This window comes from Streptomyces sp. NPDC048411, from assembly GCF_040704695.1.
Lineage (GTDB): Bacteria > Actinomycetota > Actinomycetes > Streptomycetales > Streptomycetaceae > Streptomyces.
In genome coordinates this window covers 1-7,352 of record NZ_JBEZKL010000223.1, presented here as the reverse complement: position 1 = coordinate 7,352, position 7,352 = coordinate 1, and the positions used below count along the sequence as shown (strand labels likewise).

General features: G+C 69.7%; 6 protein-coding genes and 1 pseudogene. 1 reads left to right on the top strand and 6 read right to left on the bottom strand.

Annotation, left to right across the window (positions count from 1 at the left end; genetic code table 11):
- Window positions 1–125: 125 nt before the first annotated feature.
- From AB0915_RS37390 to AB0915_RS37375, 4 genes are all read right to left on the bottom strand, one after another.
- Complete coding sequence (locus AB0915_RS37390) at window positions 126–1,121, bottom strand: XdhC family protein (protein ID WP_366695616.1); 996 nt, start codon at window positions 1,119–1,121, stop codon at window positions 126–128.
- 75 nt (window positions 1,122–1,196) lie between these two features.
- Window positions 1,197–3,389 carry a xanthine dehydrogenase family protein molybdopterin-binding subunit gene (locus AB0915_RS37385; RefSeq protein ID WP_366695614.1) on the bottom strand — a complete coding sequence of 731 codons (2,193 nt, stop codon included), beginning with the start codon at window positions 3,387–3,389 and terminating at the stop codon, window positions 1,197–1,199.
- Window positions 3,390–3,428: 39 nt separating this feature from the next.
- Entirely contained in the window at window positions 3,429–4,418 is a 990-nt protein-coding gene (locus AB0915_RS37380; protein WP_366695612.1) for a xanthine dehydrogenase family protein subunit M, read from the bottom strand.
- On the bottom strand, window positions 4,415–4,957 hold the full coding sequence (locus AB0915_RS37375) for a 2Fe-2S iron-sulfur cluster-binding protein (RefSeq protein WP_366695610.1): 543 nt from the start codon (window positions 4,955–4,957) through the stop codon (window positions 4,415–4,417). The genes AB0915_RS37380 and AB0915_RS37375 overlap by 4 nt, the downstream gene beginning before the upstream one ends.
- Before the next feature lie 191 nt (window positions 4,958–5,148).
- On the opposite strand from AB0915_RS37375, the gene AB0915_RS37370 reads away from it, so the two are divergent.
- On the top strand, window positions 5,149–6,039 hold the full coding sequence (locus tag AB0915_RS37370; protein ID WP_366695608.1) for an AraC family transcriptional regulator: 891 nt from the start codon (window positions 5,149–5,151) through the stop codon (window positions 6,037–6,039).
- Here AB0915_RS37370 and AB0915_RS37365 read toward each other — a convergent pair.
- Together AB0915_RS37365 and AB0915_RS37360 are read right to left on the bottom strand one after the other, a co-directional pair.
- On the bottom strand, window positions 5,991–6,632 hold the full coding sequence (locus tag AB0915_RS37365) for an SAM-dependent methyltransferase (RefSeq protein ID WP_366695606.1): 642 nt from the start codon (window positions 6,630–6,632) through the stop codon (window positions 5,991–5,993). The two genes, AB0915_RS37370 and AB0915_RS37365, sit on opposite strands and share 49 nt — an antisense overlap.
- 236 nt (window positions 6,633–6,868) lie before the next feature.
- A pseudogene (locus AB0915_RS37360) lies at window positions 6,869–7,132 on the bottom strand (transposase); the annotation flags it as partial.
- Window positions 7,133–7,352 lie beyond the last annotated feature (220 nt).

The following is a 7,352-nucleotide window of genomic DNA, read 5'->3' as shown; positions in this document are numbered from 1 at the left end:
CCAGGCGCGAACCGGTAAGTCCGCCGCGGTCGTTGGCGGTGTCGCAGGTCATGTGGCGGAGCCACCTGTCCTGCGGCGCCGTGCGGCGAGTGTGCGTGCCGGGCGTCGGGGCGCAGGCGGGGAACTCAGAACAGGCCCTGGGTGTGCGCTGCGGGCGTGGTGGCCCGGATGGGCAAATCGCCGTCGCGCAGGCGCCGCCCGCCGCGGCCGTTGTCCACCGCGACGAGCTCGGCAAGGATCGACAGTGCGCTCTCGGCGAGCGACGCTCCGCCGAGGTCGAGGCCCGCCGGGCCGGTCAGCCGGTCCAGTCCGGGCACGTCGGCCAGGCGCCGCAGGCGTTGCGTGTGGGTGGCCCGGCTGCCGAGCGCGGCGACGTACCCGGCGGGGCCTGTCAGAGCGGCGCGAAGAGCGCGGTCGTCGATGCGCGGGTCATGGCTGAGTGTGACGACCGCGTCGCGTACGCCGAGCGGATGGCGGGCGATCCACTCGTCGGGCCAGGCACGGACGACGTCGGCGGTACCGGTGATGGCCCCGGAGGCGGCATGGCCGGGCCGCGGGTCGATGACGACGACCTTGCGGTGCAAGGTCCCGGCCAGGGTGGCCAGGACTGCGGCGAGATCTGTCGCGCCGACCAGCAGCAGCCGCGGCCGACCCGTCAGTTCCTCGGTGAACGCTGGTCCCACGTCGAGGAGTTGACCGACAGTGGCTGCCGTCGACCAGTGGTGGGGCGGCCTCAGCCTGACCCGCACGGCGAGCGGACGGTCCTCGGCCAGCGACGTGGTGATGGCGCGGTGCACCGGCTCGGGCGGCGCGGGTGCGATGAGGACTCGCAGTTCGCCGGCGCAGACGGGAGCGTCCTCCCAGGGCAGGAGTTCGTCCCCAGGCGACACCGCGGTCACATGCGGCGCGGCACCTGCCAGCACGGCGCGGGCCGCGTCCAGGACGAGGCCCTCGACGCAGCCGCCTGACAGCGAGCCGCGCCACGTACCGTCCCCGGCGACGGCCATGGTGGCGCCGAGCGGTCGTGATCCGGGACCGTCACGGCCCACCAGCCGGGCCAGCACGACGGGCCGGCCCGCCCGACGGTGGGCGTCGACGAAGGGCCATACCTCGCGTAGCACGCGTACCTCCCGTTCAGGTCCCGGGCGGGGGCCACGACGGCAGCGGTCGTCCGGGAGCCCTTTCCCGCGGACGGCTCACGACGGAGGCCGTTCCTCGAGCAGGCGGTCCGGACGGATGGGCAGGGTCCGTCGGCGGCGGCCGGTGGCGTGCCAGACGGCGTTCGCGATCGCGGCGGCGGTGCCGACGGTGCCGATTTCACCGACGCCTTTGATGCCTGACGGGTCGCCAGGTTCATAGTCGGGTACGAAGTCGGCTTCGATGTCGGGTACGTCGGCGTGTGCGGCGATGTGGTAGCCGGCGAAGTCCGCGTTGACGTGACGGCCGGTGGCCGGATCACGGACGCCTTCTTCGTGCAGGGCCATCGACAGCCCCATGATCATGCCCCCGACGAGCTGACTGCGTGCGAGCAGCGGGTTGATCACGCGGCCCACGGCGAACATCCCCAAAAGCCGTCGCACACGCACCTCGCCGGTCGCCGGATCGACGGTCACTTCGGAGAACACAGCACTGTAGGAGTGCCGTTCCATGAGGGGCAGCTCACCAAGCGACTCGGTGGTGTCGAACGAGACGGTCAGCGGCAGCGTGGCGCCGCCCAGCTGGGAACGCAGCTTCGCCGCGGCCTCGGTGATCGCCCAGGACCAGGACGTCGACCCCCGGGATCCGCCGGCGCCCCACGCGGGACCGAGGTCGCTGTCCGCGATCAGCAGCCGTATCCGTTCGGGATCTACGCGCAGCGCCTCGGCCGCCACTGCGGTCAACGCGGTGCGTGCGCCGGTGCCGATGTCGCTGGCGGCGATGGCCACGGTGAAGACCCCGTCGGCCTCGGCGGTGATCGATGCCGTCGAGGGCAGCGCCCCCGCGCCGAAGGACGTGGCCGCCATCCCGGTGCCGACGAGCAGGCGTCCCTCCCTCCGCGTCCGCGGCCGGCGGTCACGTGTGGCCCAGCCAAACCGGCGAGCACCCTCTCTCAGACACGCGACGAGGTTGCGGCGGCTGAACGGCAGGCCGGACACGGGGCCAACGGAGGGCTCGTTGCGCAGCCGAAGCTCGAGGGGGTCCATGCGCAAGCGCTCCGCTACCTCGTCCATGGCGGATTCAAGCGCGAACGAACCGGGTGTCGCGCCGGGCCCGCGCAGCGAGTACGGCGGCAGGATGTCGACCGGGACCGCGGTGCGCCGTGTACGGATCGCCCGTGCCGCATACAGCGTGTTGGAGAGCTCGGTGCAGTTCTCGAGGTAATCCGCGAGCCTCGAGACCTCGAAGGCCGCTGTGTGGTCGATGGCGCGCAGTCGGCCGTCGGCATCGGCCCCGATCCGCACTCGCTGGTCGGTCGCGGGCCGCATCGAGACCGTCTGGAACACTTGACTCCGGGTCAGGGTGACGCGTACGGGGCGGTCGAACATCGTCGTGGCCATCACCGCCAGGACCAGCTGGGGGCCGCATCCCCCTGATTTGGACCCGAAGCCGCCACCGACGTGCGCAGACCGGACGCGTACCTGCTTCGGGTCGAGATGGAACAGTGTGGCCACCGTCATGGCGACCAGGAAGGGCCCCTGGTTGGAGTCGATGACCTGCAGGCGCCGGCCTTCCCACCAGGCGGTCGCGGAGTGCGGCTCCATGGCGGCGCCGTGCGCCTCGGGGGTGACGTAGTGCTCGTCGACGACCACCGCGCTCGCAGCCAGCTCCATGTCCACGTCACCGACGGTGGCGTCCTCTCCGAAGAACGACGTCGCCGGCCGGGCGGCCGGGTGCTCAAGTGAGAAGTTGACGTCGAATGGTTCCTCGTCACACGTCACCCGCAGTGCCATGGCTGCCGACCGGGCCCGCTCCGCTGTCTCCGCCACCACCAGCGCAATCGGCCGGCCGGAGTGAGGGATTTCATCGCTCTGCAGCAGGTGCATGCCACCGTCGGGCCCGAAGAACGAACCTGCATCCAGGTTGAGCCGGGGCGCGTTGCGGTGGTCGATCACGCCCAGCACGCCGGGCATGGCCAGCGCAGCGGAGGTGTCGATGTCGCGGATGCGTCCGCGGGTCACCGTGGAGGTGACGACCCAGCCGTGCGCCAGGTCGCTCATCGGCTCGTCCGCAGCGTAGCGCACCGTGCCGGTGACCTTGGCTGTTCCCTCTATACGGGGTCGCGCCGTGCCAACGGCTCCCAGTGGCGGTTCCCTCGTACCGGCCAACGGGGCGGATGTCCCGGCGGTGTTCGGCCCGGGGTCCGGGTGTCCGGCCGGTGACGGGCATGGACTGGTCGAGGAGGCGTTCATGTGTTGATCTCCTTCAGGGCGTGTGACGGGACCGGTTCGTCACTCGGCCCGGTGGGCGAGCTCGGTCAGGACGGCCACGATGAGGTTGCGGGCCAGCATGACCTTGTACGCGTTGTCGCGCAGCGGCCGCGCGGCGCACAGTTCCGCGTCGGCGGCGGTACCGAAGCGGTCGGCCGTGGCGGGGGCATCCCGCAGGGCGGACTCGGCGACGTGGGCGCGCCAGGGCCGTGAGGCGAGGCCGCCGAGCGCGATCCGGCTGCCTCGGACAACGCCCTCCTCGACATCCAGCGCGGCTGCGACGGACACGTTGGCGAAGGCATAGGACGCGCGCTCGCGGACCTTGCGGTAGCGCGAACGCGGGGATGCCGCGGCGGCCGGCAGGGTGACCGCGGTGATCAGGGCGCCCGGGGGCAGAACCGTTTCCCGGTGCGGGGTCTCGCCGACCGGCAGGTAGAACTCGGACAGTGGGATCTCGTGCCTCCCGTCCAGGGTCTCGTAGCGTACGGCCGCGTCGAAGGCGGCCAGGGCCACGGTCATGTCCGAGGGGTGGGTGGCCACACAGTGGTCGGACCAGCCGAGGATCGCGTGGTTGTGGTGGTCTCCGGTGATCGCCGAGCATCCGCTGCCGGGGCTGCGCTTGTTGCACTGCTGCGAGGGGTCCGCGAAGTAGCCGCATCGGGTCCGCTGCAGCAGGTTGCCACCCACCGTGGCCATGTTGCGCAGCTGCCCCGACGCGCCCGCCAGCACGGCCTGGCTGAGTGCCGGGTACCGGCCGCGCACCTCGGGATGGGCCGCCACGTCGCTGTTTGTCGTCGTCGCGCCGATGACGAGTCCTCCGTCGGGTGTCTCCCGGACACCGTCCAACGGCAGTCGGCGCACGTCCACCAGCCGGGTGGGCGTCTCGATGCCGTCCTTCATCAGGTCGACGAGATTCGTTCCACCACCGAGGAACCGGGCGCCTTCGTCCTCGGCGACCAGGGTGAGGGCGTCACGGACCTGACTCGGCCGCTGATAGCCGAACTCCTTCATCCCGTCACCTCCTCGCGGGACGCCGTCTCCAGCACGGCGCGCACGATCGACGGGTAGGCGCCGCAGCGGCACAGGTTGCCGCTCAGGCGCTCGCGCACCTCCTCGGCGTCCAGCTCCGGTGCCCGTCCCTCGGGTGAGACGTCGGTGGTGACCGCGCTGGGCCAGCCCGCCGCGTGCTCGGCCAGCATCCCGACCGCGGAGCAGAGCTGGCCAGGTGTGCAGTACCCGCACTGGAAACCGTCGAGCTGTACGAACGCCTGCTGTAGCGGGTGCAGTTCACCGTCGTGCGCGAGGCCCTCGACTGTCGTGACGTCCGAGCCGTCGGCGGCGACCGCCAGCGTCAGGCAGGACACCACGCGCCGACCGTCCAGGAGCACTGTGCAGGCGCCGCACTGCCCGCGGTCGCAGCCCTTTTTCGGTCCTGTGTGGCCTGTGCCCTCGCGGAGCGCGTCGAGCAATGTTCTGCGATGGTCAACGGTCAGACGGTGCGTCAGGCCGTTGACGCAAAGAAGTATCTCGCTGCGGGTTCCGTCCGTCATACCGCTTCTCCTTCCACGATTCAGCGAACCCCTGAAAAACAAAGCTTCAGAGACTCCGGATATTCAATCAGCCCGCCCAGGGATCTGCTTTGCCCAAAAGTGGCGAAGCCTTGCACGATCCTCTCCGCGATCTCGCGTGACCCGGAAAGGACCGCTGGACCTTTCCTCGCCCGCGGTGGTTCAATCGGCACATGCTGCTGGACGAACTCCGCACTCTGTTGGCCCGTCACGCCCGAGCTGACGGAACGACCGCCATCGAGCACGTGCTGATCGGCCGCGAGGAGTCGCAAGCACCCCATGCGTCCATGACCGGAACGGTCATGGCGCTGATCGCTCAGGGCGCCAAACGTCTCGCGCTGGGCGAGTACGTGTACGAGTACCGTGTCGGGCAGTACCTGGTCGCATCCGTTGACCTGCCCGTCACCGGACACTTCATCGAGGCCACCCCGGAGCGGCCGGCGCTGGGTCTCGGCCTGCTCCTGCAGCCCTCGGACGTCGCCGAGATGATGCTGCAGGCCGCTCCCGGCAGCTTTCCGCACAACGGCACCGCACCCCCTGCCCTCGCCGTCAGTGACGCCTCCGCCGAGCTCCTCGACGCCGCCGTGCGACTGCTGCGCCTGCTCGACCAGCCGCGGGACCGGGACATGCTCGCCCCCCTCGTCAAAAGGGAGATCCTGTGGCGCCTGATCACCAGCGAGCAGGGCGCGACGGTTCGCCAGATCGGTCTCGCGGACAGCAAGCTCTCCCATATCGCCAGAGCTGTGCAGTGGATTCGGGAAAACTACCGAAAGCCGTTCCGGGTGGACGACGTGGCGGAGCTGATCGGGATGAGCACCTCCGCCTTCTACCGGAATTTCCAGGCCATTACCGGAATGAGTCCCATTCAGTTCCAGAAGAAGATCAGACTTCATGAGGCCCGGCTTCTTCTGGCGGCACATCCAAAAGACATCGCGCACATCGGATATCGTGTGGGATACGACAGCCCGTCCCAGTTCAGCCGGGAGTACCGACGCCTCTTCGGCGCGCCACCCAGTCAGGATGCGATTCGATTCGCGGCGCGCGCGGCCGGCGAAAGGGATTGACCGCCCGGAACGCGCGGCCTGCGGGCGGAATACACCAGGGCGGGAGGCAGGTTGCGGTACACCGTCCTGCTTGTGACCACTTCTTCGAACGCCTGCCGCAGCTGGGCGATCCGGTGACGGCTCGGTGGGGCCCAGTGGGTCCAGGTGTAGGTGAATTGCGTGTACACGCCGCTCTCGGGCAGAACGGAGGCGATTTTCGGTACGAGGGCGCTGCCGTTCGGGCCCTTGAACGCTGGCCAGGGCAGGCTGCTCACCACCACGTCCGCCTTGCGCAGGCCCCGGTCAGCCAGGATGCGGGGCAGTTCCCAGGCGGAGCCGGTGACTATCTCGGCGCGGGGAAACCGCTGAATTAGATGCGCGGCGAGCCGCTCGTTCAGTTCGACCGCGATGTGACGGCCGCGGCCTGCCAGTTTGCGTTGGATCGCCTCGGTGGCAGGTCCCGTGCCCGGACCGAGCTCCACCACCACGGGCTCGCCCCGCTCTGGCACGGCGGCGACGAGCCGCTCGACCAGCCGGGCCGAACTCGGGATCAAGGAGGCTGTCCGCAGCGGACTGCGCAGGAACTCACGGGCGAAAAGCACTGTCTCACTCATGTGTGACCCTAGCGGTGGGTGGGATCCGCGGGTGGACAGGCGTTTTCCTGCTCCGCGGGAGAACCGGTGATCCCATTGAACCGTCGTGACCTGCGGAAACCGTAGAACGATACTCGCTGCCCCTTGCACGATGCTCCACTGCGGTCCAGCCGGCTCAGGGAAGGACACCTGCGGGGGTGCGCACGGTGTGGCGCAGACGGGCGGCATCCCGGCTGGGGGCGCACCGAACTGACGGTGGGGGTTCGGGGCTCGTAGAAGGTTCCGTCGCGGAGCATGGCGAACAGGACGCTGATGCGTTGGCGGGCGAGGCGCAGGAGGGCTTGGGTATGGGTCTTTCCGCGGGCGCGTTGCTTGTCGTAGGAGGTGCGGGAGGCGGGATCGGCGTTCATGCAGGCGAACGCGGAGAGGAACATGGCGCGTTTGAGCTGCCGGTTTCCGCCTCGTGGTGCGTGTTCGCCGTGGATCGAGGTCCCGGATTGCTTGGTGGTCGGGGCCAGACCTCTCATCAGCGTCTCCGACGACACCTCCCGGGCCCGGTGACACCACCCCCCAGGTCATGCCTTCGACAGGGGGCAACAGTCATGCCGGGCCCGGAGGCCAGCGGCCCTCTTGCAGGACCGCGAAGAACATAACTGTGAGAGTTCTTCTGCGGCCCGGGATGGGTTGCTGCCAGGCTCGGCGCTCGTGATCCGGTATGACTCACAACATAACTGGCGCCCC

Coding starts and splice junctions, on each gene's coding strand:
- AB0915_RS37380 (WP_366695612.1), bottom strand. CDS start 4,418: ATGAAGGAGTTCGGCTATCAGCGGCCGAGTCAGGTCCGTGACGCCCTC.
- AB0915_RS37370 (WP_366695608.1), top strand. CDS start 5,149: ATGCTGCTGGACGAACTCCGCACTCTGTTGGCCCGTCACGCCCGAGCT.
- AB0915_RS37385 (WP_366695614.1), bottom strand. CDS start 3,389: ATGAACGCCTCCTCGACCAGTCCATGCCCGTCACCGGCCGGACACCCG.
- AB0915_RS37375 (WP_366695610.1), bottom strand. CDS start 4,957: ATGACGGACGGAACCCGCAGCGAGATACTTCTTTGCGTCAACGGCCTG.
- AB0915_RS37365 (WP_366695606.1), bottom strand. CDS start 6,632: ATGAGTGAGACAGTGCTTTTCGCCCGTGAGTTCCTGCGCAGTCCGCTG.